At 59.9% G+C, this 26195-nt stretch carries 23 protein-coding genes; 7 read left to right on the top strand and 16 right to left on the bottom strand.

Features of this window, described 5'->3' with window-relative positions; all coding sequences use genetic code 11:
* Window positions 1–89: 89 nt before the first annotated feature.
* The 13 genes from tssA to AC6BYQ_RS03555 form a co-directional block, all read right to left on the bottom strand.
* Complete coding sequence (tssA, locus tag AC6BYQ_RS03615; protein WP_498056295.1) at window positions 90–1121, bottom strand: type VI secretion system protein TssA; 1032 nt, start codon at window positions 1119–1121, stop codon at window positions 90–92.
* Between the two features lie 23 nt (window positions 1122–1144).
* Window positions 1145–1864: a type VI secretion system-associated protein TagF gene (tagF, locus tag AC6BYQ_RS03610; protein WP_154746405.1), complete on the bottom strand. Its 720-nt coding sequence runs from the start codon at window positions 1862–1864 to the stop codon at window positions 1145–1147.
* Window positions 1865–1882: 18 nt separating this feature from the next.
* Window positions 1883–5518: a type VI secretion system membrane subunit TssM gene (tssM, locus tag AC6BYQ_RS03605; protein WP_498056294.1), complete on the bottom strand. Its 3636-nt coding sequence runs from the start codon at window positions 5516–5518 to the stop codon at window positions 1883–1885.
* A complete protein-coding gene (locus AC6BYQ_RS03600) occupies window positions 5518–6738 on the bottom strand; it encodes a DotU family type VI secretion system protein (RefSeq protein ID WP_025159843.1) in 1221 nt (406 codons plus the stop codon). The genes tssM and AC6BYQ_RS03600 overlap by 1 nt, the downstream gene beginning before the upstream one ends.
* Before the next feature lie 3 nt (window positions 6739–6741).
* Window positions 6742–8088, bottom strand: a complete 1347-nt coding sequence (gene tssK, locus AC6BYQ_RS03595; RefSeq protein WP_025159842.1) for a type VI secretion system baseplate subunit TssK — start codon at window positions 8086–8088, stop codon at window positions 6742–6744.
* A 40-nt stretch (window positions 8089–8128) separates the two neighbouring features.
* Window positions 8129–8659, bottom strand: coding sequence for a type VI secretion system lipoprotein TssJ (tssJ, locus tag AC6BYQ_RS03590; protein WP_063918557.1), 531 nt, complete (start codon window positions 8657–8659; stop codon window positions 8129–8131).
* A gap of 29 nt (window positions 8660–8688) precedes the next feature.
* Window positions 8689–9189, bottom strand: coding sequence for a type VI secretion system accessory protein TagV (tagV, locus tag AC6BYQ_RS03585; protein ID WP_019452982.1), 501 nt, complete (start codon window positions 9187–9189; stop codon window positions 8689–8691).
* 48 nt (window positions 9190–9237) lie between these two features.
* Complete coding sequence (locus AC6BYQ_RS03580) at window positions 9238–9630, bottom strand: DUF4150 domain-containing protein (protein ID WP_004934933.1); 393 nt, start codon at window positions 9628–9630, stop codon at window positions 9238–9240.
* Window positions 9631–9647: 17 nt separating this feature from the next.
* Window positions 9648–10283 (bottom strand): DUF3540 domain-containing protein, encoded by a 636-nt coding sequence (locus AC6BYQ_RS03575; protein ID WP_498056293.1) that lies wholly within the window; start codon window positions 10281–10283, stop codon window positions 9648–9650.
* A gap of 30 nt (window positions 10284–10313) precedes the next feature.
* A complete protein-coding gene (locus AC6BYQ_RS03570) occupies window positions 10314–11381 on the bottom strand; it encodes a pentapeptide repeat-containing protein (RefSeq protein ID WP_498056292.1) in 1068 nt (355 codons plus the stop codon).
* Window positions 11378–13930, bottom strand: a complete 2553-nt coding sequence (locus AC6BYQ_RS03565) for a DUF2169 family type VI secretion system accessory protein (protein ID WP_498056291.1) — start codon at window positions 13928–13930, stop codon at window positions 11378–11380. Before AC6BYQ_RS03565 ends, AC6BYQ_RS03570 begins: the two co-directional genes overlap by 4 nt.
* A gap of 173 nt (window positions 13931–14103) precedes the next feature.
* Entirely contained in the window at window positions 14104–14604 is a 501-nt protein-coding gene (locus AC6BYQ_RS03560) for a hypothetical protein (protein WP_498056290.1), read from the bottom strand.
* A gap of 836 nt (window positions 14605–15440) precedes the next feature.
* Window positions 15441–16373, bottom strand: coding sequence for a LysR family transcriptional regulator (locus tag AC6BYQ_RS03555; RefSeq protein ID WP_063918552.1), 933 nt, complete (start codon window positions 16371–16373; stop codon window positions 15441–15443).
* Between the two features lie 97 nt (window positions 16374–16470).
* Here AC6BYQ_RS03555 and pcp point away from each other — a divergent pair, with 97 nt between their 5' ends.
* Entirely contained in the window at window positions 16471–17118 is a 648-nt protein-coding gene (gene pcp, locus AC6BYQ_RS03550) for a pyroglutamyl-peptidase I (RefSeq protein ID WP_498056322.1), read from the top strand.
* Window positions 17119–17153: 35 nt separating this feature from the next.
* Here the strand turns inward: pcp and curA are convergent, their stop codons facing one another.
* The 3 genes from curA to ydgT form a co-directional block, all read right to left on the bottom strand.
* Entirely contained in the window at window positions 17154–18185 is a 1032-nt protein-coding gene (gene curA, locus AC6BYQ_RS03545; RefSeq protein ID WP_498056289.1) for an NADPH-dependent curcumin/dihydrocurcumin reductase, read from the bottom strand.
* Between the two features lie 84 nt (window positions 18186–18269).
* Complete coding sequence (gene uspC, locus AC6BYQ_RS03540; protein WP_019452973.1) at window positions 18270–18689, bottom strand: universal stress protein UspC; 420 nt, start codon at window positions 18687–18689, stop codon at window positions 18270–18272.
* Window positions 18690–18886: 197 nt separating this feature from the next.
* Window positions 18887–19102 carry a transcription modulator YdgT gene (gene ydgT / locus AC6BYQ_RS03535; RefSeq protein ID WP_004934895.1) on the bottom strand — a complete coding sequence of 72 codons (216 nt, stop codon included), beginning with the start codon at window positions 19100–19102 and terminating at the stop codon, window positions 18887–18889.
* Window positions 19103–20459: 1357 nt separating this feature from the next.
* Here ydgT and flhD point away from each other — a divergent pair.
* From flhD to cheW, 6 genes are all read left to right on the top strand, one after another.
* Complete coding sequence (gene flhD / locus AC6BYQ_RS03530; protein WP_033643537.1) at window positions 20460–20810, top strand: flagellar transcriptional regulator FlhD; 351 nt, start codon at window positions 20460–20462, stop codon at window positions 20808–20810.
* Complete coding sequence (flhC, locus tag AC6BYQ_RS03525; protein ID WP_019452971.1) at window positions 20810–21394, top strand: flagellar transcriptional regulator FlhC; 585 nt, start codon at window positions 20810–20812, stop codon at window positions 21392–21394. The genes flhD and flhC overlap by 1 nt, the downstream gene beginning before the upstream one ends.
* 144 nt (window positions 21395–21538) lie before the next feature.
* A complete protein-coding gene (motA, locus tag AC6BYQ_RS03520; RefSeq protein WP_015378266.1) occupies window positions 21539–22429 on the top strand; it encodes a flagellar motor stator protein MotA in 891 nt (296 codons plus the stop codon).
* Window positions 22426–23502, top strand: coding sequence for a flagellar motor protein MotB (motB, locus tag AC6BYQ_RS03515; RefSeq protein WP_074053875.1), 1077 nt, complete (start codon window positions 22426–22428; stop codon window positions 23500–23502). The genes motA and motB overlap by 4 nt, the downstream gene beginning before the upstream one ends.
* Entirely contained in the window at window positions 23499–25514 is a 2016-nt protein-coding gene (gene cheA / locus AC6BYQ_RS03510; RefSeq protein WP_370520157.1) for a chemotaxis protein CheA, read from the top strand. The genes motB and cheA overlap by 4 nt, the downstream gene beginning before the upstream one ends.
* 32 nt (window positions 25515–25546) lie before the next feature.
* A complete protein-coding gene (cheW, locus tag AC6BYQ_RS03505; protein ID WP_004934876.1) occupies window positions 25547–26047 on the top strand; it encodes a chemotaxis protein CheW in 501 nt (166 codons plus the stop codon).
* Window positions 26048–26195 lie beyond the last annotated feature (148 nt).

The following is a 26195-nucleotide window of genomic DNA, read 5'->3' as shown; positions in this document are numbered from 1 at the left end:
CTCGTCCGGCTGGGAGAGTCAGGTTCTGATTCGGGTCTGCGCAGGCGGCAGACGGTATCGGGTGTCGTCAAGAGAACAAAAGTCGGTGGCTAGCTGTTCTCCTCGTGGTCGGGGCGACCGAGAATGGTCTCCAGTTGGTTAAGCCCATCGGGCGCCAAATCGCGGACGATTTGCATAAAGTCCAGCGTAATCAGCCGCTGGACCCGATCGATCATCAGCGGCGCCGGGTGGCTCGGCTCATGAAGACGAAAATAATTTTTCACCTTGTCCAGCATCAGCTGGGCGTCGTCGCGCGACTGGATCTGTGCGCTGCGCCAGTTGAGCGGCGCCGTGGCGCTTTGCACCGCGGCCGGTTGCGGCTCGGCGGCGGCTTGCGGCGCGGCGTCCGGTTCGGTGGCGGCCGGGGCGTCGCTTTGGCCGGCGAGCGCCACCAGAGAAAACACCTTGGTTAACGCGCTCATTTCAGGCAGCGCGCTTTCCCCCAGATGGCGGGTCACTTCGCTGCGAATGGCGCTCAGGGTGTTGGCGATGTGCGTCACCAGCGCGCCTTCGGGGCGATCCTGTTGCGCCAGCTCATCCTGCAGCCGCGCGCGGCCGCCGGGGAAGTTGGGGCACTCTTGCTTGCTGCCGTCGAGCAGGGCGCCGGCATCGCGCAGCGAGATTTCACCGGCGGCGCTTTTCAGCAGCGGCGCGGCGCGCACGCTGGCGGCCAGCGCGGCTTTGTCGCCAAGGTCGGCCAGCGCGTTGATGCGAAACAGCGGATCGGCCTCGCCGTCGAACTCCAATGCCGGCTGCAGGCTGTCCCAGTAACGGAGTATCGCCTGGTTGATCAGCGTCAGCCCGTCGGCGTAGCCCGGCAAGCCGCGCAGCTGGGTCCAGGCGCGGGTGAGGTACAGCATGACGCGCAGGTCTTTGGTGCGCGCCAGCAGCGAGGTCGAGAGACGCTCGACCTGCACCCAATCCGGCGCCTCTTCCGGAATGATGGTACTGCCGAACTGCTGTTCGGCCTTGCCGGTGGCGGCGCGCGCCATCGCCAGAAAGTCGGCGTCGTATTCCAGGTTGTCGCCGCAGGGATTGTCCGCGTCAACCGGGGCCAGCAGGGTATCGGTATCGATAGCCATAGAATTTCCTTCAACGAACGATGTTAATCAAACATTTGCGGGTACTGGCCGCCGCGGCCGGGGCGCGCCCAACCGTTGGGCTCGAACAGCAACGAAAACAGCTGCACGGTGAGGTTGCCGCTGTGCACGTGGGTGTAGAGCGGGTGCCCGTCGGCCTGATTGGTCCACCAGAAGCTGGTGTACTGCGCCGGGTCGAAACAGTCGGCGGCCTGTTGCCAGCCGAGGCCCGGCACGTCCGGATGCTGAAAACCGATGATCGACAATATTTCGGAGTCCGCTTCGGCCGGCGGGCTGGGCAGCGCCGGGATCGCCTGCAACGTGCGGTCGATCTGTTCGGCGGAAAAGCCGTTGCGTACGCCGTTCAGCAGGGTATGGCCGAGCTGCTGGTACCAGCCCGCCGCCATATTCAGCTGTTGCGGGCGCCAATCCTGCTGGCTGAACAGACGCAGCGCGCAGATCGGATAGCGGCGCCCGACGCGGTCGCGCGCCGGCAGCAGACAGCCCATCTGCACGTACTGGCTGCCGAGCGTGGCGGGGATCACGAAGTTCCACACCGGCGCGTTGCTGAACGGATGGCCGTTCGGCCCCTGCGCCTCGCGCTGCAAGTTCACCAGCCCGTTATGGAACCAGTGGGCCCAGTGGTTAACCACCGGATCGGGCAGGCGGCGTTGCAGGAAGTCGCCGGCGGAGGGCAGTTTGCCGTACCAGCCGATGCTCGCCGGGGCGCTTGAATCAGTGCTCATGGTCATGTCCTTTCGGGGCTACGGGCACGAGAAGGCCGGCAGTTGGAACGGATTGCGGATGCTGTTGGGCGTGAACTCCAGCGTGACGCGATGGCCGTCGAGATTGAAGGTTGCCTGACGGCCGAGGCCGGCGGTGCCCGAAGATTGCGCCATATCCACCAGACGGTTGAGCGCCCACGGCCCGCTGGTCACCAGACTGGCAGTGGTGCCGTTGGCCAGCGCCAGCTGCAGATGCACCTGATTGGTATTGCGGGTGCCCGGCCAGCTGACCACCAGCGGCACCTGTGGGCCGTGGCTGTATTTGAACAGCTGCCCGTCGATATCCAGCGTCAGGTTGAGGATGTCGTTATCCATCCGCACCGGCCGCACGGTGACGCGGTAAGAGGGCGTCGCGGTGCCGTTGGCGAAGAACGCGTCGCGGATGCGCTGCGCCTGCTGGAACGACCGCAGGATGCCTTCGCCGCCGGGCAGTGTCTTGCCGTCCACGCCGGGCGTGAAACGCCAGTTGGCGCGGGTGGTGTCGACCTTGCCCTGCAGATTGTCGCGGAAGAAGCTGTCCATCAGCCCGCTGTTCGGCGCGAACATGCGCGCCAGGTCGTCCGGCGTCACTTCCTGGCGCGCCCGGGCCACCAATGGATAACGCCCGGCGATCGCCTGGCGGCAGAAGCTGCCGACTTCGAAGCTGATGCGCTTTTTCACGTTCTCCATCTCTTTGCGCTGGGTGTCGCTGCTGGCGCCGATGGCCAGCGACAGCAGCATCTGCTTGAACGGCACCGGCAAGCGGCCGGACTCGGCCTGCAGGCGCGGGATGATGTCGCTCGGCGGCGCCGACATGCCGCTGTTGGCCGCACCCTGCACCGCCGTCAGGTAACTGTACAGCTCATCGACCTGTTTCAGCACGCTGTCGAAAGGGATCGCCTTGTTGCCTTCGCCCTGGCTTTGCGCCAGTTCGAGCAACGGCGCGAAGTGCGCCATCACCAGCTGTTCCGGCTGGGCGGAGACGTCGCCGTCGGCGTTGGCCGGCCGGTTGGTGAACAGCGCTTCCAGCGTGCGGTTGGCGTTTTGGTTCAGCTTGTCTTCGGTTTTGGCCAGCAGCGAGCGGGAATCGGCGTCGTTTTTCTCGTCGTGCAGGGTGACGTTTTTGCTGACGTTGACCAGCAGGTTGCGCATCGGCGACGGGTTGCCGGACAGCAGACGCGCGCTGCTGATGCGCTGAGTCAGGTTGCCGATGTTGGCCAACTGGATATCCCCCAACAGCTCATCCCAGGCGCTGATGAAGTCCTGCATGTACAGCTGGCGGATGGTTTTGGTCAGATCGGCGCTTTTCTGCTCCGGCGTCTGGCTGTTCAACACCCAGACGTCTTCTTTGCGCAGGGTGTCGGTCACCGGATCGATGTTGTCGTTGAAGGCCTTCCAATACCCTTGTGAGGTGAACAGACCCGGTACGCCGTCAGTCACCGGTTTGCCGCTTTTGCGGCTGAACGCCAGTTCGGTCTGCGGGCCGGCCAAATCGACCAGGCTGACCGGTTTGATGTCGGTCTGTTTCAGCAACAGGCGCTTGAGGCGGCCATAGACGCGCTGCGACAGCGGCGCCCGATTGAGCGCGGCCTGCGCCTGCGCCACCAGCTGTTCGTCTTTGGCGTAAGGCGAGGCCTGGATCTGCGTGTCCAGCAGCTGGCTCAGATGCCATTCGATCTGCTGCAGCTGTTTTTGGGTGCTGCCCTGCGGCAGGTTGCGCTGCAGGTTGAGCATCACCCAGGCGCGCAGGAACTTGCCGTCGTAGTGCTTCGGCAGATACAGCATCTGGTAGGCCTTCAGCGCTTCGTAGCTGAAGTCCGCGTCGCCGTGGTTGTCGTTGCGCAGCGTGGTGGCGATCTGTTGTGCCACCTGCGGCAGCAGCAGTTCTTTCAGCGCTTTTTGGTACAGCGCATTGCCGGCGTCGCCGACCTGATCGCCGCGGTACAATCCCATGCGGTAGGTGAACGGCGGATCGTCCAGCGCAAAGTTTTGGCTCTCCGGCAGGTGCTGCAGACTGTTGAGGAACGGCAGCAGTGAGAACATGTCGCCGTTGCCCAATTGCGTCAGGCTTTGCCCCTGGCGCTCGACGCCGGGCACCTTGGCGGCCACTTCCGCCAGATAGGCCTTGTTGTTGCCGTAGCTGGTGAACCAGAACATCGCCAGCACCGCCAGGATCACCGCCAGCGCGATGTAACCCGCCCAGTGCAGGGCGCGGTTGCGGTATTCCCACCAGCGGTTGCTGCCCGCCAGCCCGGACTCCTGGAAGATCACCGATTCCAGCGTCTCTTTCAGGAAGAAGCTCTGGCCCTTGGCCGCCGGGATCGGCGTTTCCTGGCCCACGCTGTCCCAGGCCGCGTTGGCCTGCGCCCCTGAGTTGGCCGTCGGCAGCTGCAGGTAGCGGTTCAGTTCGCCCATCACCCGGTCGAACGGCAGCCCCTCTTGGGTGCCGCTGGTGAAATAGATGCCGCGCGGGGTAAAGCGGGTTTCAAAACTGGAGGTGGCGAACACCTGTTCCAGATAGTGGCCGAGCAGCGGGCGCAGCGCGGCGAATTCCTGCGGGAACAGGTAGCTTTCGGCGCGCTGGCGCGCGTCGTGTTCCATCAGCAGCGTATCCGGCAGCGCCGCATCCAACCGTTGTTGCAGCAGGGCGTATTGCTGTTCGAAGGCGGCGTTCAGGTTGAAGTCCGGCTGCCGCGAGCGTTCGTAAGGGAAGGTGAATCCCCAGATCTGGTCGCGCTGCGCTTTGTCGAAGCTGCCGAAATAGGCCATAAAGCCGTTGAGCAGGTCGGTTTTGGTGACCAGCACATAGACCGGGAAGTGAATGCCCAGCTGCTCGTGCAGTTCGATCAGGCGTTTACGCAGCGCGCTGGCCTGCGCGGCGCGCGCTTCGGCGCTGTCGCTCAGCAGATCGGCGACGCTGATGGTCACCATCACGCCGTTGATCGGCTGGCGGGTGCGGTATTTTTTCAGCAGCGCGACGAAGCTTTGCCATTCGCCGGCGTCTTCTTCACGCTGGCTTTCCTGCGTGGTGTAGCGGCCGGCGGTATCGAGCAGCACCGCGTCGTTGGTAAACCACCAGTCGCAGTTGCGGGTCCCGCCCACGCCGCGTAGCGCGGATTTGCCGAAGCGGTCGGCCAGCGGGAAGTGCAGGCCGGAGTTGACCAGCGCGGTGGTCTTGCCGGCGCCGGGCGCGCCGATGATCACATACCACGGCAGCTGGTACAGGTATTGGCGGCTGAAGCGGGTCATCCAGCGATGTTTGCCGTCGCCCTGGCCCGGTGCGAAACGCGCCTTTTTCAGCAGCTGTGCCGCTTCGTCGAAACGCTGCGCCAGCTGTTCGTCTTGTTTGATCTCGGGCTTGCCGTCTTCCGCCGGCGCCGCTTCGGCGGCGCGCAGGTTGCTCAGCAGGCGGCTGTTGAACCAGGCGCTGTAAAGGCGTGGGATCAGGCGGCACAGGAACCAGATCAGGTAGATAACGCCGATGGCGATCTGGCGGTTGAGTTCCGGTTCCAGCGGGCGATAGTCACCGATGGCCACCAGCGGGCCGATCATCCAGATGATGAACGCCAGCGCGGTGATGCCGACAAAGCCCCACAGCAGGCGGCTGGTGATGATGGAGAATAACGTACTGAGCATTACTTTCCGGTTCCTTGCGGCAAGCCGTTGATTTCCGCCTGGGTGTTTTCCGGGGCGACCAACAGCGTAATTTCTACCCGGCGGTTCAACGCGCGGTTCACTTTGTTATCGTTCGGCGCGACGGGGTTGCTTTCGCCGCGGCCCTCGGCCTTGACCCGCTGCGGGTTGGCGAGGCGCTTTTGCAAGCGGGCGCTAACCGCTTCGGCGCGCGCCAGCGACAGTTCCCAGTTGGAGGCGAAGCGGGCGCTGCGGATCGGTACGTTGTCGCTGTAGCCGGTGACCAGGATCTTGCCGCTGACGCCGTTCATGGCGGCGGCGATACGGTCGATGACCGGAATATAGTTGGCGCGCACCGTGGTGGCGGCGGAGTCGAACAACCCGTCGCCTTTCAGGATCACCACGCTTTGCTGCGCTTCGTCGCGCACCACCACCAGCCCTTCGGCGATCTCTTTACGCAGGAAACTTTTCAGGCTCAGCGTCGGCGGCGCGGCCGGCGCCGGGTTGCCGATCGCCACCTGCGGCAGATTGGTTTGGTAGATCGCCGCCAGCACCGGGCTGGTGTTGTCGCCCAGCCGCCAGTTGAGGGCGATAAACAGCAGCGAAGCCAGGAAACCGGTCAGCGCCACGCAGGCCCACAGCGGCACCAGCGGGCGCCACCGTTTCTGCTGCACCGGCAGATCCAAGGCATGAGGCGACAGCGGCGGAGCGTAGCCGCCGCGCACCGACCGAATCAGCTGCAGCAAGCGCTGCTTCATGGTCTCCAACTGCGAACGGCCGTTTTCCATCACTCGGTAGCGGCCTTCAAAACCCAGCAGCAGGCAATAATTGATCAGCTCCAGCAGGTTGATGTGCTCACGCGGGCTCTGCGACAGCTTGGCCAGCAGCTGGAAGAACTTCTCGCCGCCCCAGGTTTCGTTATGGAAGGTCACCAGCAACCCGCTGCCGGACCATACGCTGTTGCTGCCCCAGGGCGTCAGCGCCGCCGCTTCATCCAGCGCGGTGCACAGGCAATAACGCGCACCGATGATCACCTCGTACGGCAGATTGGCGCGTTGGCCGCGGATCTCGAAGCGGCGCACTTCGTCGATCAGCTGTTGGCGCAGCTGCGCCGGGTTGGCGTGCGTGGCCGACTGGCGGATCTGCGAAATGGCGTTCAGCAGCGGGTTGGCGGCGTCCACCAGCGGATTGGCCGCCGACGCCATGCTATTTTCCTGAGTCATAGATTACCGGTCCGTATGGCTGCGAATCGCCCAAAATTCCATGTCCAGCCCCGGGAATTCGCCGGCCAGGTGCAGAGCGAAGGCGCTGGATTTTTCCATCTGTTTCCACAGGTCGCCGCCTTTTTCCAGCTCGAAGTAGGTGTAGCCGGCGTGATAGGGGATCTGACGCGGCGCGGCGGGCATGGTGCGCAAACCGATACCCGGCAGCTGCAGCTGGACCAGATCGCGGATGCGCGTGACCGGGGCGATCTTCATCTGCGCCGGGAAGTGGGTCAGCAACACTTCGGCGGCCACGTCGGCGCGCACCGCCAGCACGAAGCCGAAATCGCGCATCATTTTGGCGTCCTGCACGGTGGCGACGTTCAGCCCGTGGGAGCGTTCGACCAGCGTCAGCTGAATGGCGTTGTCTTCCAGCACCACCGACAGCCCCTGACGCAACAACAGCATCAGCTTGCCGAAGCACAGCGCCAGGTTGTCGTGGTCATACACCGGCAGGCGGCCTTCCGGAGTGCGCTGCGCCGAGAAGCTGGCGAGTTCGGTGGCGAACTGCAGCCAATCGGCGAATAGACGCTCCGGGTGCAGATGGTCGAGGTGGTAGGCGTGGCTCACCTGGCCGAGATGACGGTTGATCAGCTGCAGCAGCATGAAATCCACCATTTCGGAACTGCCGCCGCGGCCCGGTTGCAACAGGCGTTGGCTCATCTGCTGGCTGCGCTGTTGCAGCAGGCCCTGTAGATCGTTGATGAAGGTCTTCAATACCGGGTTGCCCTGGCAGTTCAGCATGGGTGGGATCTGCGCGGTATCGAGACGCAGGCTGTTGTCGCCGCGTTTTTCCAGCACGCGGGTGACGCCGAGCGCCGTCCATTCGGCATTGAGCTCGCTCTCCAGCATCAGCCGCAGGCGCAGACGGCCGAACTGCAGCGCCGCGCTGCCCACGGACACGGCATTGAGATCGTCGACCTCGTTCTCGTAAGCCAGATAGCGCGCCAGCGCTTCGGGGCTTTCCTGAAAGATCACGTCTTCACGCCCCGCGCGGTAGGTCGGCAGGGCCAGCACCACGTTTTCGCCGGTCTGGTTTTCGGCGATGGTCAGCGGCGCGGGCGCCTGCTGGGCGCCGGAGAAGCGGAACGGCGTGCCGTCCGGCATGATGCCGCTGGCGGCGTTGAGCGCGATCTTGCCCTGGCGCAGCAGCGTTTGGTCCAGATCCAGGGTGAGGAATCCCCAGAAACAGCCGCTGTGGGCCTGGCCCCAGTTGCGCATATAGCCTTCGAGATAGTTTTCCGCCTGCTGGAAATGGTGAGGGCGTAAAAACATTCCCTCGGTCCAGACAACCTTATGAGCATCTTTCATCATCACACCTATAGTGACTTCGCTTCCGCGCAGCGGTGGGTCAGTCGGTCTTTTTTACGGGGCGCAGGCCATTCACGCCCGCGACGATATGCGCTTCCAGCTCATCCGGCGAGAATTGCCATACCTTGTAGAAATTGGTTTCGGTGGGTTCCGGCAGCGGCAGCGAAATGCGCCAGCTCTTGCCGTCCAGATTTTGATATTCGGCGATCACGCCGAGGTAACGTGCGTCCAATGTGCTTTGCCCGCTGAGCTTTTTGCCGGTCTGGCCAGGCGTCAGGAAGAACTGATCGCTGTCCAGCAGGCTGTTGCCGAGCACGCTTTTGGCGTCGTTTTGCAGACTGAAAAAGTCGGCATCCATGAATTCCGCATCCGAACGCAGCAGCAGCACGCGAATTTTAATCGGCGCCGGTTGCGCGCCGGCGGCGGCGTTGACCTGGCGGTCAGCGTCGAAGATCAGGCTGTAGCGCGACGGCACGCTTTTGGCTGAAGACATGCAACCGCCGAGCGCCAGCGCGCCCAGCAGCAGAAACAGCATCCCGCACCAGCGGGAAGCGATAGGGGTCGTCATCATGGGAATCTCGTCGCCCGCAGGCGTGCTGACTACTGGAGGATCCAGGTGGCTGAGCCGGCGTTTTTACACGCCTTGCTGTCGCCGCCGACTTTGACGCAGTCCTGTTTGGCGGCGCGCGCGCGGCGCGGCAGATCTTTGCGCAGCGTCGACTTGTAGCGCGCTTCCGGCACGCCGGCGTTGGCCTGGATATAGCCCACCAGATCGCCACCGCGGATGGCGGAGATCGCCAGCCAGTTGTTTTCCACTTCGCCCAGCGCATAGAACGCGGCGGCGTTGTCCAGGCTGCCGACGGCGGTACCGGTATAATTCGGGCTGCTCATGATGCTGGCGGCGTACAGGCTGCGGTACTCCTCACCGATCGGCTTGAACTGTTTCGGCGCGCTCACCGCGGCGCGGTGCTGCAGCGTGACGCCATTGACTTCACTGCTGACGATGGCGTCGTTATTGAGCGCCGGCGGCGGCGGTGGAGGGGTGGAACAACCGGCAAGCGTCAGGGCGGTCAGCAGCGTCAGGGTAATCCGTGTTTTCACAATATCCTCATTTTCTTGATTGAATGGCTGTGTAATAGGGCGCCGTCATCAGGGCGCAAGCAGCAACACTTTTAATTGGCTCGGCACGATGCGCATGCCGAGCGCATTGGTGGAATTCTGCAGGCTGAGGCTGGTCAGCCGAGTGGCCGGGGTGCCTTTAAGCAGCACGGTAAAGGCGCCGGTCAGGTGGCGGGATGGCCCCATCACCGTACCGGAAGCCACGCCGGTGGCCACGCCGGGGTTGTCGCCGTTGGTCAGCGGCGTCACCGTCGCCATGTTGTGCGCCGGAGTGCCGACGAACAGAATATTGAAGGCGTTCGGAATGGCGGTCGGCGCCAGGGCGATATCCGGGTAGGGCACGGGCACCGGCGCCGGGCTTGGCGTCAGGCAGACGTCGGGAAACGCCAGGTCTACGCCGATCATTTGGCTGTTGGCAAACATAGAAGGCCTCCGCAAGGTTATCCGACGTGGATTTGTTCCGAATCCAGTTTGGTGATGTCTTTCGAGGTAATCAGCGTGTTGCGGGCATGAATGCGGGCGTAATCTTCCGCCTGATAATCCAGCTGCCCGGCGCGCACGTGCTCGGTCTGGCGCACTTTGCGAAACAGCGAATGGCTGATCTGGCTGACCGAATGCCACAGCGACTCGCAGCGTTTGCCGACCAGGCGGCTGATGCTGACGAAGGCTGACAGCTCTTCGCCGCTGTATTTCATCTTGTCGACGTGGCAATCGCCGCTGTTGGCCTGCAGCGTCATGGCGTCGCCGCGCAGTTGCAGCGCCTGCGCGCTGTGCAGCAACAGCGAGCCGCTCGGCGTTTCGATCTGCAGGTCGCCTTCGACGCAAAGCCGCGCCGCGCTTTGCGGCTCCGCGCGCTCGAGGACGGCGATCGCCCACAGCTGGTGGCCGCAGCCGGCGACCAGCACGTTATCGCCGAGGGCCGGCGTCAGCAGGCAGCTCGCCGCCCGGCGGCAATGCCAGCCGCGGCCTTCACATTCCACCACCAGGCTGCCGTCCGGCAGCAGATTGACGACCTGGCCGGCGGCCTGCCGGGGCGGTGCGATGTTGACGGCGCGAGTAGAGTTGGCAACGCTCATGGTGATCCCCTCGTGAAGTGGTCAATACGGTCAAATGCGGCTCTGGCGCTGCGCGCTCCAGGTTTCGGCGGCGTACAGTTCGTCGTCGCGCTCGAGAATGCCGCTGCGATCGCCCCAGCGCGTTTGCTGCTGGTGGGCGCGGTGCATGCGGGTGCGCATAAAGCGCGCACGTCGGAAATCGGCGGCGCCGATGTCGGCATAACAGAAATCGGCGTAGGTCAGGTCGCTGTCGCTGAAGTCGCAGCGCGCCGCGCGGCTATGCTGGAACACGCACTGATACAGGCGCGCCTGGCTGAAGTTGGCGGCGTCCAGCGTCGCTTCGCTGAAAATCGCCTGATCGAACTGCCCGCTGCGGCAGTGAGCCTGGGTCAGATTGGCCTCCAGCCACAGCGATTGCTGCGCCTGCACGCCCGTCAGGTTGGCGCGCCGCAGCGAAGCGCCCTTGAAGTTGCTCTGGCGCAGCGTCGCCTGGCTGAAGTCGACGTCGTCCAATTGGTTATCGGTAAACTGGCAGGCGATCAGGCGCTGCCCGGCGTAACTTTTGCCGCGATGGTCGCATTCGAAAAACGTGACGCGGTCGAAATCTGCACCTTCAAACCCTGTTTCACAGAGATTTAGTCTAAAGAAAGTGACAAGAGATAGCCGCGCATGCTCCAAACTCGCGCCATTGAGCGGACTTTCGTAAAAGGTGGTGCGATCGTGCTGAGTGGCGGAAAAATTCGCGCCGGCCAATTGGCATGACATCCAGTGGCTTTGGCTGAGCGACAGCCGGCTAAAGTCGCCCTGTTCAAGCCGGCAATCGTTGAACATCGTCAGCTCGATATGGCTCTCGCTGAAGCGGCTGGCCGACATGGCGCACTGATTGAAGGCGGTTTGCTTCAGGTCCGCTCGCGCAAACTGAGCATGGTCGAGCCGGCAATCGCTGAACACGCTGTCGCGCAGATCGCAATCGGAGAAGTTCGCACCGCTCAGGTCCAACTGGTTAAACATACCGCCGGCCAAATCCATACCGGCGAATGACAGACCGTGCAAATCCTCACCGGCAATCAGCTCGCCGCGTTTCACGCGCTGGCGTATCTGCTCAGACTTTGAGGTCATACTTCCTTCCCGTTGTGGCGAGGCAATGTTTTCATCCTGGCGGTATAGGCACCGTCGAGCCGGGTCGCCTGATCCACTTGCGACTGCGACAAATCGGCTCGAAACAGATTGGTGCCCTGCAGGTCGGCGCCTGACAGCAGGCATTTCTGCAGGATCGCCGCAATGAAATTGGCGTCGCGCAGGGTGGCCTGGGACAGATCGCTGCGGATGAACAGGCTGCCGCTGCCGTTGGCCTGGCGAAAATCGGCCTCGTTCAATCGGGTTTCCGACAGGTCGCAATTATTGAGGCGCGCACGGCTGAAATTAGCCCGTTGCAACGGCATCTGGCGTAAATTGCACTGGGTTAGCGTCGCATCGCTGAAATCCGCCTGCGGCAACAGTGTTTTTGCTGCGAAGGCGCAGGCGGTGAGGCGTGCGGCGCGGAAGCTGAGGCTTTGCGTCTCGGTGTCAACCCAGGCGCAGTTTTCCAGCCGTGCCTGACTGAAGTTCACCGCCAGCAGCCGGCATTTGACGAAGCTGACTTTGTCGAGCCGGGCGTGGCTGAATGTCAACTGCTCCAGCTGCAGTTCCATCAGCGTGATGTTGGCCAGCGTGGCGCGGCTGAAATCACACTGCCCGAGCAAGGTTTCATACCCCAGCAAATCGCGTAATGACGCCATCGTGAAGTCGCAGCGTTGAAACAAGGTTTGCTGAATCTGGGTTTCGTGCAGCTGCGCGCCGCCGAAATCCGTCGCATCGCATTTCGCCAGGGCCAGGGAGGCGTGGCTCAGATTGGCCTGTTGCAAGACGGCGCCGCTGAGATCGGCGCGCGCCAGCATCGCCTCGCGAAGATCGCAGCCCACCAGCCGGGTTTGGCGCAGATTGGCGTTTTCCAGCAGTGCGCCGCGCAAGTTAGCCTGGCAGAGGTCCATGCCGGACAGATCGGCGCCGGTTAGATCAAGACCGCTGAGATCTTTATCGCGCAGCATGGCGGCGGCGACGCGTTGGCGAATGATCTGCGCCAGATCGCCGCTTAAACGCAGCGCCGGGCTTTGCGCCTGTGCCGACATTAAATACATCTGGTGCAGCGCACGCTCGCTTTCCCCCAACTGCTTGTCGCTAAATGCGTCGGGATAGTGACGCCCCTGCTGAAACAGCAGATCGCGCTGATGCTGGTAGCTTTCCACACCGGATGGCGGCACGTGCTCTCCGCCGGGTTTGAGGGGGTCGATACCGTTATCCTGTGCCTGTTTGAGCATGTCCTGATACTGAGCTTCGGCCTGGCTTTCCAATCGCTCGACGAATTCGGCGAGTTGATCCAGCGTCGGCGGCACCTCTTGCGATGGCAGCGGAAACAGTTCATCGATGTCCTGCCCCTCACGCAGCAGGCGCTGGCGGTGATCTTCGCGTTGATGGTGCTCGTAGGCGGCGATATTTTGCGCTACCGGGCTTTGCTGCGTCGGTGTTTCGGTATCCAGCCAGGCGCCGATGCAGGTTTCCGGCAGCAACTCCTGCTCACGAAAAGCGCGCAGGGCTCCCTGTTCTTTATCCAGCCGCTGGGCCAACACCTGCCGATAATGCTCGGTGGCGCGGGGCTCTCCTTCTATTTCCAATGCCGGCATCAGTTGCATTACGTCGGCGGCATCGTCTTCATTGATGCGCGCGCTGCCCTGATAGATCAGCAGCATCTGCTCCCGATGGGGGAAGAACCAGACGGTGGTATGGCGCATGGCAATCTCTTCGAAATGCGCTTCGCCGGCGCGCAGCCGGTTGATGAAGCAGCGTGCGCGCCACGGCGGCAAGTGCCCTTGCTGCACTGGCTCTGACGGGTGCATGTTCCATATCCGGTAGGCGGCCTGGGGAGGCAAGCTGTCACGTTGAGGAAACTGCTGATCGCTGTCCGCCATGTTGAACAGGCGCCAGTCGATGTCGTTGGCGAAACCGGGAAAACCGTTTTTCAACCAGTCGGCGTCGTAGTTTTTTCCGATGCGGGAGAAGCGGCGCGGCCAGGTGATATCCAGCGCATCAAAGCTTGCCGGTAGCGCGCTTTGCCGGGGAGAGGTAAGGCGCCCCTGCAGTGGTTCGACATTCGGCAGGCGATGGATACGGCCTTGCGGACATGTTTCTGGAGTGGCGCCGATGCCGTGCGGATTATCGGCGAACTGGGTGCCGCCGTAAGCCCGGCGCCAGTCCAGACGCATTTCTGCAAAAGGGAGGGGAGTGGAGGGACGATCGTTGGTCCAGTGGCGATCGCCGAAAACCACCAACGTTTTTTCCAGCGAATCCAACTGGATCTTCACGGCGCAGGCGGTTTTGTCTTGCTGATGATGGGTGTAGGCGTTGCCGGTGGCGAGAAACTCCGCACAGGCTTTCGGGATGGCTAAATCGAGCACGCCGCCGCTCAAGGTGAGCTCTTCGGCGGCCAGTTGCCACAGCTCCGGCTCGGGGCGCAGGCGCGGGGAGGCCCCCATGTCGGCCAAGGCCAAAACGGAAACGCCAAGATGATTTTGCCCTTGCCAAGAGAAGGGGCGATGAAGTGCGCTGAGGCGCAGAGGTTTCACGACTTTCATTGTGTGTGTAAAGCTTCCTGTGGATATCAGCCGGCAGCCAGGCTGCTTGCTCAAAAACAATCCGTTTTTCGGTTTAATAGATATCAGGCTATGTCACAACAGATGAAGAAAACGATGCGGCGTTCAGAACCGATCGTTAATGCGCGGAGAGAGCCCCGCTTCGAAATGGATGATCAAGAGGGCAGTGCGTTGTCCTTGCCGCTGATTCCGCGAACCAGCAACACGGCGGCCACGGATAACGCCGCGGCGATCGCCTTGGCGATAACCTGGCCGGCGCTCTCCAGATGGTAAGGTGCAAAAAAGCCGATGTCGGCGGTGCCCAGAATCAACAGCGCGGCGAGCGCTGCAAAACAGCCCAGCTCTATGGTCAACGCCAGCCTGCCGGGTGTCGCCGTACCCAGACAACTCATCAAAAAACCGGGCAGAATCAGGAATCCGATCAGCTCTGCGGGGGCATTCACCGCCGACATCACTTGCTGGTTGTATTTCAGGAGCGCCAGCATCAGTGCGACAAAGATCAGCAGCCGCACAGGTAACGCCGCTGCTCGGCCGGCCGACAAAAAGGTTTTGCCGATCGCGGTGAGCAAGACGCAGCCAACCAGGATACCAAAGAGGGTAAACAGGATTTGTCCCCAGAGGCTGTCCTGCGTCGAAAAGGCAATAAACTCGCCCATCGTGACACTTCCTTATGCAAGGTGATTTAGCGAACTGATAGACGACAAGTCGTTTTCAGAACGTAGAGACCAGATCGCGTTGTTTGACCGTTTTTTTTGCTCAAAGCCGCGAGCGCTCTTCGGGCACCGCTTTTTTGGGGAGCTTCGGATCGTACTTTATCGCGGTGAAATGCCCGGTTGTCAGAGCTGAGCTGCTCGACGTCGAACTCGACCGCCGGCCAGTTTTTCCGCACCGAAAAGGCTGCTGAACAACGGCTGGTGGGCGGACAAAGGCGTATGCGCATTGATAAGGCGATTCATACTATCCCCGGGTTTAGGCATAGCTACCGCACGAGAGTGAACGCGCGATCCCGATGGCGTATCTGTCACGAATTGAGACAGGGGCTGACGAAAGATTTAACAAAGTTTACACAAAGGCACGATTTGTGCAGTCTACAATAGAGCTTCGCATTTGCAAAATAGCCTTGTGGATCAATGCTCAATTCGTTAACTCGCTCACGATCCTGTTTTTTATTATCTAAAACATATAGATACACTGAGATCATTTTTTATCTCAAATTATTGGGAAATTGGTAATACCATGAAGTAAATGTGTAACACTTAAGTCAAGGTGTTTATAAAACAACTCTTTTTTTTCGTGAAAAAAGTCACTGATTGTTTTTTATCCTTACCATTCGTTAGTTAAAGATGATCAAATATATAAATTTACTGAATGTGAATTCGGATGATTCCTATTTGGTGGGCGCAAAAAGGCACCGCAACGGGCCTTTGAGCGTGTATTTGAGCGTGTATTTGAGCGTGTATTTGAGCGGTTGATAATGCAGCGAATGCCGCCGTTAATCTGAGCGGGGGGCGAGGGGAAGTTGGCCTATCAGATCGCAAAGCCAGATTAAGGCCGGGTCGCGTTGTGCCTGCCGACCGGCGATCAGTTCAATGGGAAAAGGGGCGATGGCCAACTCGTCAGGCAGCGGGAGAAAGCGTACGCGTTGCGGATCGGAAAAACGTCGGGCCACGCTGGCGGCCAGGGTGGCGATCAGATCGCTGTCGGCAACCACGGCCGGCAGGGCGACAATATGTGAAAAGGTTGCGGCCACGCGCCGCTGGCCGCCGATTTCCGCCAGACGTCGGTCGACCAATCCTCTGGCGGAACCGTCGTCTGCCGGTGCGTACAGCCCGTGCGGCAGGCTGAGGTAGCGGGCCAGATCCCAACGACCGTCTGCCAGCTGCGGATGTGTGCGGCTGGCGATACACACCAGATGCTCTTCAAACAGCGCGTGCACATAGTGGCTTTCAGCGCCGGAAAGATGCCCTCCCAACGCGATGTCCACCTCGCCGCTTTCCAACTGCCGGTAAATATTGCGGCGATCCAGGCGCGAAACGCGAATATCGATACCGGGTGCCGCCTGACGCAACCGGCTGATGATAGCGGGCAGCAGCAAAATATCGGCATAGTCGCCGGCGGCCAGCGTAAAGCGCCGTTGCCCGGCGGTGGCCGGATCGAAACGCGTTGGGGGAGCTAACGCAAGATGGATCTGTTCAAGCACCTGCTGTATCTGCGGCATGAGTTGGTGGGCGCGCGGCGTAGGCGCCATGCCGCCGCCGCCGCGAACAAACAGCGGATCGTTCAGCAGAATGCGCAGCCGCGCCAGCGCATTGCTGACGGAGGGTTGAGCGCGGTTAAGGCGCCGGCCTGCGGCGGTAACGTTACGCGTCTGATACAACGCTTCAAACACCACCAGCAAGTTGAGATCGACGTTGGCTAAATTCATTTTATGAATACTCTATATACAGATAATCCATTTCCAGAATCATACTGCGTTCACTAGGCTGGTAGCACACGAATTTAGCCTTCAAGCAGGGGAAATGATGAACAAAGTGTTGGTAACCGGTATTGAGCCGTTCGATGGCGATGCGGTAAATCCTTCCTGGCAGGTCGCGCAGGCGTTGGCCGGTGAGCGAAGCGGCGGCGCGGAGATCATAGTGCGTGAATTGCCTTGCGTGCTGGGTGAAGCCAATCAGCGGCTAATCGCGGCGATTGAGGAACTGCAGCCGCTGGCGGTGATCTGTCTGGGCCTGGCCGGCGGCCGGGCCGAAATATCCCTGGAGCGGGTGGCCATCAATCTGATCGATGCCCGCATCCCCGATAATGCCGGCAAACAGCCGATTGATGTGCCGGTGGTCGCCGGCGGCCCGGTGGGCTACTTCAGCACGTTGCCCGTCAAGGCTGCGGTACAGCAACTGCGCCGGCAGGGGATCCCGGCGGCGGTTTCTTACACGGCGGGCACCTATAACTGCAACCATATTTTTTACGGTTTGCGCCACTATCTGCAGACGCATTGCCCGGCGGTCAGCGCCGGGTTCGTGCATATCCCGTACAGTCATGAGCTGGCGGCGGCGCATCCGGGCAAGCCGAGCATGGCGTTGGCGACGATGGTTGAGGCCGTGCGCACTATCGTAGAGGTCACGTTGACGGTTGAGGAAGATGTGCGATTCGGCGACGGTGCCGTACATTAAAGAAGGGGGCGTGGCGCACCACGCCCAGCTGCGGGTTATTCGTCGGCGACGCGAATCACCAGTTTGCCGAAGTTTTTGCCTTGCAGCAGACCGATAAACGCCTGGGGCGCCTGCTCCAGTCCGTCGACGATGTCCTCGCGGAACTTGATTTTCCCCTGCTCGACCCAACCGCTCATCTGTTGCAGGAATTCATCAAAGCGTGAGCCGTAGTCATCGAAGATGATAAAGCCCTGCATGCGGATGCGTTTACGCAGAATCAGCCCCTCCAGCAGCGGCAAACGGTCTGGCCCGGCGGGTAATCCGGTGGCATTGTAATGGGCGATGATGCCGCAGACCGGAATGCGCGCTTTGGTGTTCAACAGCGGCAGCACGGCGTCGAATACCGCGCCGCCGACGTTTTCATAATAGATGTCGATACCCTGTGGGCAGGCGGCGGCCAGCTGCTCGGCAAAGTCGGGGGCGCGGTGATCGATACAGGCGTCAAAACCCAATTCTTCCACCACATAGCGGCATTTTTCCGCGCCGCCGGCAACGCCGACCACGCGGCAGCCTTTCAGCTTGCCGATTTGGCCGACCACCGAGCCGACCGCACCGCTGGCGGCGGCTACCACCAGCGTTTCGCCCGCCTGGGGTTGGCCGATGTCGAGTAATCCCATATAAGCGGTGAAGCCCGGCATACCCAGCACGCCGAGCAGGCGGGAAGGGTGCGCCAGGTGCGGGCCGAGATTGCGCAGGCCGCTGCCGTCGGACAGCGCGTAATCCTGCCAACCGTCATAGCCCAACACCCAATCGCCGACCTTGAAATCGGGATGCTGTGAGGAGGCCACGCGCGATACCGTTCCGCCGACCATCACCTGGCCGATCTCCACCGGCGGCGCATAGGAGGGGGCATCGCTCATGCGGCCGCGCATATAAGGATCCAATGACAGATAAACGGTGCGCAGCAACAGCTGGCCGACGCCGGGTTGCGGCGTGGTAACCGTGTCGAGACGGAAGTTTGCCGCCGTCGGTTCCCCGTGCGGGCGCGAGGCCAGCAGGAAGCGACGGTTCTGTTGAGAAGGGGACATCGAAAGCTCCTTTGCGTTGCGACAGACAGGTTGGTTAAGCCTAGTCCAGGGGCGGCAAGGCAACGTTACCGAATGTGCTTAGCGTTAGAGCGGCACGATCAACACGTCGATATGGCTGATGTTGATGAAGCGGGCGGCGGAACAGGAGACTTTGTTCATCATGCCGTCGCGATGATTGCCGCAGAGCAGCAGGTCGAACGGCCGACGGCGGCTGGCGAACGCCAGGCTGTCGCCCAACTCGCCGTGTACGATCAGCGTATCGGCGATCGGATAATCCGCGCGTTGGCGCAGTTCCTCCATAAACAACCGGGTTTCTTCCTCCATCAGCGTGCGCAAATCGCCGAGCATCGGCCCGGCGAAGTTATTGTACATTTCCGGATTGGCGAGGGTGCTGAGCAGCGTGATGTTGCCGCCATAGGGGCGGACGATGGAGACGGCCTTTTCCACCAGGCGGTGACTGTCAGGCGCGACGGCGACGGTGACCAGAACGTTTTGATACCCCATATCCCACTCCTTGTTGTATCCGTCGTGTTTCAGGCTGCCGCGTCGGTGGCCTTAGAGAAAATGCTGCGCTCGGATAAAGGGTAGAACCTGGCGGGCGTAATAAATGTGTTTCGCATCACGCGCGGCAATAAAAGCTGAGTTTGCCCGGTTATATAGCAATAAAAGATAAAACCGTTGCCGCACGTAATTCCACTGAATTAAAGCACCTGCGCCCACAGCGTTTTCGGCACCTTGCCCAGATCGAACAATTTACCTGCAACCAGTTCGGCGCGACGGTGGTCTGCAGCGCGGTACATATTGCTCATTTCTGTATCATTTTCAATGGAGTAGTTCAGTTTGTCGTACACCTTCTCCAGGCTGTCCAAAGAGGAGCATTTACGGAATGTCAGCAGATATTCGAGCGTATCGGTCATGATTAAAATATAGCCTGTTAATAGTTAAAGCCGGGTGAATAACACATCAGCGACTCTCGGCGATGCCGTCGAGGCAGCGATGTACGACCTGACAAAAATCATTTCAAGTAGATAAATTGCACTGGGTAATAATTGAGACGCCGCCTGAGGCGGAGCGTTGCTAAATCATAATATGCCGGTGCGCTGTCAGCAATCTCATCCTGCTGATAAATGGAGAATTAGGGAAAGTCTCAGGTGAGGCTGCACGGGGAGGGGATGAAACCGTAGGGTTGCGGCGGCGTATAGAGGCGCGGTAGCGCGTTTTCGTCCTGGGAAGGGGATTTCTTCCTTTTTTAGCAAGACCTCTACGGCGTTGTCCGGCTTTTGGCGTTGCCGCTCGCGCTGAAACGTCGTCTCATTGGCCTGAGGGTTTTGAGGAGAAAAACAAAACTGCGTTTTATTTTATTGCAGTGAAGTGATGGGCGCGCGGGGTATTTTAATAATTCACAGTTCTGCGTGATAATTAAAGCGGCGACAAAAAAGAAATAAAAAAGCATTAAAGTTTTACGATGCGCTGCCGATATGTCGTTCTGGCACTTTTTAACGTAAAAATGGCATTCTTGCGTCAGGCTAATACGGAAACATATCGTTACGTCTGTTGGCTTGTTCACAACGTCAGCGAATCATTGATAAGCCCTAATCACCTTATGTTGAAAATTAGAGCAGCCCGAAGCGAGGGGCTTAAGTCAAATCTGAAAGGTAATAACCTTATAGTTTACGTTGGTTATTTTTCATCTTGGATATTTTTTAGCAACGTAATTGGTTATTTATACTGAGTTTGTCGCCTATATACAGATTTTTGTTCTGTTATTTTGGTTTGGTGATGCTTTTGTTCGAATTGATCTAAAAAAGATAATTTTTTGGCTTATAAACATTGTTTTTAAGACGTTTTTTTACCTATGGCTATTTTGTGAGCGAAAACGAGGTCAATAAATGTGCGCATTTAGTCGTATTTGGCTTAAATATTTTTTATTTTTGTGATCTATGTCACATTGTATTTAAAATTGCCTCTCACTTACATTGTGTGTGCTAATGGTTCGGGGGTAGAGTTGCGTTGCTTTAGGAATAATCTTATTAAATTTGTAAAAATAGTTTCATGGTGGCTAAACACTATCGAAGCAAAATGCTATACATCCATACACGTAGGTTTACGCTCGTAGCAAATACTGAACAGTGGTCGAATTTAGCGATTGGCGAAAGTTATAGCGGTCGTTTTTGAGAGATTAATTTGCCAACTTTGGGAAAAAACCCAGGTCACGGGCGATAAAATTTATCACCCAGCGTATGTTTTTAAACATAGTCTGTCGGGATGGGGAATATGGGTACGTCTGAATTACTTAAGCATATTTATGACATCAATTTGTCATATTTACTTTTAGCACAACGTTTGATCAACGATGAAAAAGCGTCCGCGATGTTCCGCCTTGGTATCGATGAAACCATGGCTGACGCGTTGGCGCAGCTGACTTTGCCGCAAATGGTTAAACTGGCTGAGACCAACCAGCTGGTTTGCCACTTCCGCTTTAACGATCACCAGACCATCGAACGCCTGACCAAAGAGTCGCGCGTCGACGATCTGCAACAAATCCATACCGGCATTTTGCTATCAAGCCATTTACTGCAAGAGCTATCGAGTAAAGACGCTAGCCCGACGAAGAAAAGAGCCTGATGATGGTTGAGAAAAGTATTGTTCAAGAAGCCAAGGACATTCAGCTCGCGATGGAGCTGATTTCACTGGGAGCCCGTTTGCAGATGCTGGAGAGCGAGACCCAGCTCAGCCGCGGGCGCTTGATTAAACTTTATAAGGAGTTGCGCGGCAGTCCGCCGCCGAAAGGGATGTTGCCGTTCTCAACCGACTGGTTTATGACCTGGGAACAAAATATTCACTCTTCGATGTTTTACAACGCTTACCTGTTCCTGATGAAAAGTGGGCAGTGCAGCGGAGTGGAGGCGGTGATTAAAGCTTATCGCCTCTATCTGGAACAATGTCCCCAGCAGGCCGGCGATGCGCCGCTGCTGGCGTTGACGCGCGCCTGGACGCTGGTGCGTTTCGTCGACAGCGGCATGCTGCAACTCTCCGCCTGCAGCTGCTGCGGCGGCGCATTTATCACCCATGCGCACCAGCCGCTGAATGGTTTCATCTGCAGTTTATGCCAACCCCCATCCCGCGCAGTAAAAAGACGTAAACTTTCGCCGCAACTGGCCGATATTATTCCTCAACTGCTGGACGAGCAGGTCAAACGCGCCATTTGAGCCGCCACGTTGCCGGCTCTCGGCAATGAACACCGACGTGTGATACGCAGGGGCGGCATGCCGCCCCCAGACATGCCGCCTGGTCTGTTGGCCAGGGCGCGTTTGCCCCACCTTCCATCCACATTGTTAATTTAAGGAATGCGTGTGCTAGTTATTTTGGGTTATCTCGTGGTATTGGGTGCGGTGTTTGGCGGCTACCTGATCGTGGGCGGTCATCTCGGCGCGTTATATCAGCCGGCTGAATTTCTGATCATCGGCGGGGCGGGCGTCGGCGCTTTCATCGTCGGCAACAACGGCAAGGCGATCAAGGCCACGCTGCGCGCGTTGCCACGCCTGATGCGGCGCTCCAAATACAACAAAGATCTGTACATGGATCTGATGGCGCTGCTGTTCCGCCTGCTGGCCAAATCGCGTCAGCAGGGCATGCTGTCGCTCGAGTTCGATATCGATAATCCGCAAGAAAGTGAAATTTTCTCTAATTATCCGCGCATCCTTGCCGATAACACCCTGGTGGAGTTCATTACCGACTATTTACGGCTGATGGTGAGCGGCAATATGAATGCGTTCGAGATCGAAGCGCTGATGGACGAAGAGATCGAAACCTACGAGCAGGAAAGCGAAGTGCCCGCCGGCAGCCTGGCGATGGTGGGCGACTCCTTGCCTGCGTTCGGTATCGTCGCGGCGGTGATGGGGGTGGTACACGCACTGGCTTCGGCTGACCGTCCGGCCGCTGAACTGGGGGCGCTGATCGCCAACGCCATGGTCGGTACGTTCCTCGGCATTCTGTTGGCCTACGGCTTTATCTCGCCGCTGGCCACGTTGCTGCGCCAGAAGAGCGCCGAAAACGTCAAGATGATGCAGTGCATCAAGGTCACGCTGCTGTCGAGCCTGAACGGTTATGCCCCGCAGATCGCGGTCGAGTTCGGCCGTAAAACACTGTATACCACCGAACGTCCTTCTTTCGTTGAGCTGGAAGAACATGTGCGCCGCGTGAAAGCGCCGGCACAGCAGGCGACGGAAGAAGAAGAAGCATGAAACAGAATCACCCGGTCGTCCTGGTCAGAAAGCGCAAGTCGCATCATGCCGCCCATCACGGCGGCTCCTGGAAGATTGCCTATGCCGACTTTATGACGGCGATGATGGCATTCTTCCTGGTGATGTGGCTGCTGGCGATCGCCAGCCCGCAGGAGCTGACGCAAATCGCCGAATACTTCCGCACGCCGCTCAAGGTTGCCCTGACCAGCGGCGACAAGAGCAGTTCCGAAAGCAGTCCGATTCCGGGCGGCGGCGACGATCCGACGCAACAGCACGGCCTGGTGAAAAAACAGGTCGATTCGCCGGACAAGCGCGCCGAAGAGCTGCGGCTGAACAAGCTGCGCGAAAAGCTGGATGAACTGATTGAGTCCGATCCGCGCCTGAAGGCGCTGCGTCCGCATCTGCTGATCAACATGATGGACGAGGGGCTGCGCATCCAGATTATCGATAGCCAGAATCGGCCGATGTTCAAAACCGGTAGCGCGCAGGTCGAGAGCTACATGCGCGATATTCTGCGGGCGATAGCCCCGATTCTGAACGATCTGCCGAACAAGATCAGCCTGTCCGGCCATACCGATGATATCCCTTACGCCACCGGCGAGCGCGGCTACAGCAACTGGGAACTGTCGGCCGATCGCGCCAACGCCTCCCGACGCGAGCTGATCGCCGGTGGTCTGGCGGAAGGCAAGGTGCTGCGAGTGGTGGGCATGGCGGCCACCATGAGCCTGAAACAGCACGGCGCCGATGACGCGATCAACCGTCGCATCACCGTGCTGGTGCTGAATAAGCAAACGCAAGAAGGCATCGAACACGAAAATGCTGAAGGCAACGCGGTGGATATCGCCCAGCCGGACAGCCTGAAGCAGCTGGCGCCGTCGGCGACTGCGCCGGCCAGCCAAACGCCGGAACCCCAGGCGGCAACGCCGACCGATCCAACGCCGCTGCCGGCGGCAGATCCCGTCGGTCAATCGCAGGCATCCCCGGCGCTAGCCCCGGCCGGTCAAACGCCGGAACAGCCGGCAGCCGCGCCCGCACCGACTAACCGCGACTCACAGCCAGAGGTGACCCCGTGAGCATGGACATTAGCGATTTTTATCAGACCTTCTTTGATGAGGCGGACGAGTTGCTGGCCGACATGGAGCAACACCTGCTGGAGCTGGATCCGCTGGCCCCCGATATCGAGCCGTTGAACGCCATCTTCCGCGCGGCGCATTCGATCAAGGGCGGGGCTGCGACCTTTGGTTTTTCGGTGCTGCAGGAAACCACCCATCTGCTGGAGAACCTGCTGGACGGTGCAAGGCGCCAAGAAATGAGCCTGAGCACCGAGATTATCAACCTGTTTCTGGAAACCAAAGACATTATGCAGGAGCAACTGGACGCCTATAAGACCTCGCAACAGCCTGACGCTGAAAGCTTTGAATACATTTGCCAGGCGCTGCGTCAGCTGGCGTTGGAAGCGCAACAGCAGCAGGAGGCGCCCGCGGCTCAGCCGGTCGTTCAGCAGCCCGTTGTGCAGCCAGCGGCCGCGCCGGCGGCGATCGAAGGCGGTATGCGCATCAGCCTGAACGGGCTGAAAGCCAGTGAAATCCCGTTGATGTTGGAAGAGCTGGGCAACCTCGGCGAGGTTAAAGACCCTCATCAGACGGAGCACAGTCTGGACGTCACGTTGCTCACCTCCGCCAGCGAGGACGACATCAGCGCCGTGCTGTGCTTCGTGCTGGAACCGGAACAAATCAGCTTCTCGACGCCGACGCAAAGCGCGCCGGTCGTCGCGGCAGCGAACTCGCCGGAGGCGGTCGTTGCGCCAGAGCCGGCGCCGGTTACGAACGCCGCGCCGCCTGCCGCCAAACCGGCCGCCGCGCAGGCGGAAGCGCCGAAAGCGCGCGCCAAGGCGAGCGAGTCCACCAGCATTCGCGTAGCGGTGGAAAAGGTGGATCAACTGATCAACCTGGTGGGCGAGCTGGTGATCACCCAGTCGATGCTGGCGCAACGCTCCGGCACGCTGGATCCGGTGAACCACGGCGACCTGCTGAACAGCATGAGCCAGCTGGAGCGTAACGCGCGCGATCTGCAGGAGTCGGTGATGTCGATCCGCATGATGCCGATGGAATATGTCTTCAGCCGCTATCCGCGTCTGGTGCGCGATCTGGCCGGCAAGCTGAACAAACAGGTGGAGCTGACGCTGCAGGGCAGTTCCACCGAACTGGACAAGAGCCTGATCGAACGCATTATCGATCCGCTGACGCACCTGGTGCGCAACAGCCTCGATCACGGCATCGAAGAGCCGGCCACCCGCATCGCCGCCGGCAAGTCGGCGGTGGGCAATCTGGTGCTGTCTGCCGAACATCAGGGCGGCAACATCTGCATTGAGGTCATCGACGACGGCGCCGGGCTGAACCGCGAAAAAATTCTCGCCAAGGCCGCGTCGCAAGGGCTGGCGGTCAGTGACAGCATGAGCGACGAAGAGGTCGGCATGCTGATCTTTGCGCCGGGCTTCTCCACCGCCGAACAGGTGACCGACGTTTCCGGCCGCGGCGTCGGCATGGACGTGGTGAAACGGAACATTCAGGAGATGGGCGGTCACGTCGAGATCCGCTCGCAGGCCGGCAAAGGCACCACCATCCGTATCCTGCTGCCGCTGACGCTGGCGATCCTCGACGGCATGTCGGTTAAGGTGAACGACGAAGTCTTTATCCTGCCGCTGAACGCGGTGATGGAGTCGCTGCAGCCGCAGGCGGAAGACCTGCATCCGTTGGCCGGCGGCGAACGCGTGCTGCAGGTGCGCGGCGAATACCTGCCGCTGGTGGAGCTGTATCGGGTGTTCGAAGTGGAAGGCGCCAAAACCGACGCCACGCAGGGCATCGTCGTTATCCTGCAAAGCGCCGGCCGCCGCTATGCGTTGCTGGTGGATCAGCTGATCGGCCAGCATCAGGTGGTGGTGAAGAATCTGGAAAGCAACTACCGCAAAGTGCCGGGCATCTCCGCCGCGACCATTTTGGGCGACGGCAGCGTGGCATTGATCGTCGATGTCTCGGCGTTGCAAACCTTGAACCGTGAAAAGCGTCTGACGGACGCCGCCGCATAATAATGAGTTTATTGATTTAAAAGGTGAATGATATGGCAGGATTGGCAGCCGTCAGCAAATTGGCTGGCGAAACGGTAGGGCAAGAGTTTCTGATTTTTACCCTGGGCAACGAGGAGTACGGCATCGATATCCTCAAGGTGCAGGAAATTCGCGGCTACGATCAGGTAACCCGCATCGCCAACACCCCGGCGTTCATCAAGGGCGTTACTAACCTGCGCGGCGTGATCGTGCCGATCATCGATCTGCGGGTGAAGTTCTCGCAGCAGAGCGTGTCTTACGATGAGAACACCGTGGTGATCGTGCTGAACTTTGGCCAGCGCGTGGTGGGCATCGTGGTCGACGGCGTTTCCGACGTGCTGTCGCTGACCGCCGATCAGATCCGCCCGGCACCGGAGTTTGCGGTGACGCTGGCGACCGAATACCTCACCGGCCTCGGTTCGCTGGGCGAGCGCATGTTGATCCTGGTGGATATCGAAAAGCTGCTGAGCAGCGAAGAGATGTCGCTGGTCGACAGCGTGGCGAAAAGCGTCTGATTCAAGGCCCAAGGGGGCAGGGCGCTGCCCCCTATCACCTTCACTTTCCATGACTTGCCGCGACGCCGCAGGCCGTGTCCTGAACCCCCACTAAAAATAGTTACTTTCCCGCATAAAGTTTTGCCGCGCTGCGCCGATAACTCTCACA

Source organism: Serratia sp. LTN-2 (genome assembly GCF_059740205.1).
The sequence above is the reverse complement of the archived record's forward strand: the minus strand, read 5'-3'. Positions and strand labels throughout refer to the sequence as shown.

Bases quoted from the DNA above. Each gene is read 5' to 3' on its own strand.
- flhC (WP_019452971.1), top strand. From the start codon at position 20,810: ATGATGGTTGAGAAAAGTATTGTTCAAGAAGCCAAGGACATTCAGCTC.
- AC6BYQ_RS03560 (WP_498056290.1), bottom strand. From the start codon at position 14,604: ATGGGCGAGTTTATTGCCTTTTCGACGCAGGACAGCCTCTGGGGACAA.
- tssA (WP_498056295.1), bottom strand. From the start codon at position 1,121: ATGGCTATCGATACCGATACCCTGCTGGCCCCGGTTGACGCGGACAAT.
- motB (WP_074053875.1), top strand. From the start codon at position 22,426: ATGAAACAGAATCACCCGGTCGTCCTGGTCAGAAAGCGCAAGTCGCAT.
- AC6BYQ_RS03555 (WP_063918552.1), bottom strand. From the start codon at position 16,373: ATGAATTTAGCCAACGTCGATCTCAACTTGCTGGTGGTGTTTGAAGCG.
- tagF (WP_154746405.1), bottom strand. From the start codon at position 1,864: ATGAGCACTGATTCAAGCGCCCCGGCGAGCATCGGCTGGTACGGCAAA.
- cheW (WP_004934876.1), top strand. From the start codon at position 25,547: ATGGCAGGATTGGCAGCCGTCAGCAAATTGGCTGGCGAAACGGTAGGG.
- AC6BYQ_RS03565 (WP_498056291.1), bottom strand. From the start codon at position 13,930: ATGAAAGTCGTGAAACCTCTGCGCCTCAGCGCACTTCATCGCCCCTTC.
- AC6BYQ_RS03600 (WP_025159843.1), bottom strand. From the start codon at position 6,738: ATGACTCAGGAAAATAGCATGGCGTCGGCGGCCAATCCGCTGGTGGAC.
- uspC (WP_019452973.1), bottom strand. From the start codon at position 18,689: ATGGGGTATCAAAACGTTCTGGTCACCGTCGCCGTCGCGCCTGACAGT.
- flhD (WP_033643537.1), top strand. From the start codon at position 20,460: ATGGGTACGTCTGAATTACTTAAGCATATTTATGACATCAATTTGTCA.
- tssM (WP_498056294.1), bottom strand. From the start codon at position 5,518: ATGCTCAGTACGTTATTCTCCATCATCACCAGCCGCCTGCTGTGGGGC.
- AC6BYQ_RS03575 (WP_498056293.1), bottom strand. From the start codon at position 10,283: ATGAGCGTTGCCAACTCTACTCGCGCCGTCAACATCGCACCGCCCCGG.
- pcp (WP_498056322.1), top strand. From the start codon at position 16,471: ATGAACAAAGTGTTGGTAACCGGTATTGAGCCGTTCGATGGCGATGCG.
- ydgT (WP_004934895.1), bottom strand. From the start codon at position 19,102: ATGACCGATACGCTCGAATATCTGCTGACATTCCGTAAATGCTCCTCT.
- AC6BYQ_RS03570 (WP_498056292.1), bottom strand. From the start codon at position 11,381: ATGACCTCAAAGTCTGAGCAGATACGCCAGCGCGTGAAACGCGGCGAG.
- tssK (WP_025159842.1), bottom strand. From the start codon at position 8,088: ATGAAAGATGCTCATAAGGTTGTCTGGACCGAGGGAATGTTTTTACGC.
- AC6BYQ_RS03580 (WP_004934933.1), bottom strand. From the start codon at position 9,630: ATGTTTGCCAACAGCCAAATGATCGGCGTAGACCTGGCGTTTCCCGAC.
- curA (WP_498056289.1), bottom strand. From the start codon at position 18,185: ATGTCCCCTTCTCAACAGAACCGTCGCTTCCTGCTGGCCTCGCGCCCG.
- tssJ (WP_063918557.1), bottom strand. From the start codon at position 8,659: ATGATGACGACCCCTATCGCTTCCCGCTGGTGCGGGATGCTGTTTCTG.